General features: G+C 43.1%; 2 pseudogenes. Both read left to right on the top strand.

The window, feature by feature from the left end:
* Nucleotides 1-137: pseudogene (locus IY568_RS25030) on the top strand (transposase); the annotation flags it as partial.
* Nucleotides 138-360: 223 nt separating this feature from the next.
* Nucleotides 361-499, top strand: a pseudogene (locus tag IY568_RS25025) (transposase); the annotation flags it as partial.

Here is a 499-nt window from a genome sequence, read left to right as displayed (position 1 = left end):
GGCTTAAACTGACTATGCAGTTTTCGAAGGTCTTTCATGGCGCAGTAGGGCGAAAGCAAGCGATGACAGATTACTGTGAACATCTTCATAAAAAGCGACGAGCCAACTTGACTCTGTGCGAACGGTTACTGGGTTAATACCTTTTCTTTAGTACCATTTCAATTTATCCAAGTTCAGGCTTGAGTGCGTTCTCGTAATGCCCGGTTCTGACTTATTTCCTAGGTTTTGTGATTAAACTCTTGAATTTCATTGCTGATAATTGATAAGAAGTGCAGGCATTAATCATCTTGTATATCTATATTGAACCTGCCCACAGTTTTCCTTTGAGTTTACAGGTGGGTGTCGCGCATAACTCTCAGGCCGAAAGGACTGCCCTTTGAGCTGACCTATTACATTCAACTGGTTGAGTTAACAGGCCGATGTATGTGTGCAGACAAGCGGGGTTATATCAGCGATAGTCAGCCACTGTTGACACGATTGCAAATAGAGCCAGACAACT

The organism is Pseudoalteromonas sp. PPB1, assembly GCF_015356275.1.
Taxonomy (GTDB): Bacteria; Pseudomonadota; Gammaproteobacteria; order Enterobacterales; family Alteromonadaceae; genus Pseudoalteromonas; species Pseudoalteromonas rubra_D.
The sequence above is the reverse complement of the archived record's forward strand: the minus strand, read 5'-3'. Positions and strand labels throughout refer to the sequence as shown.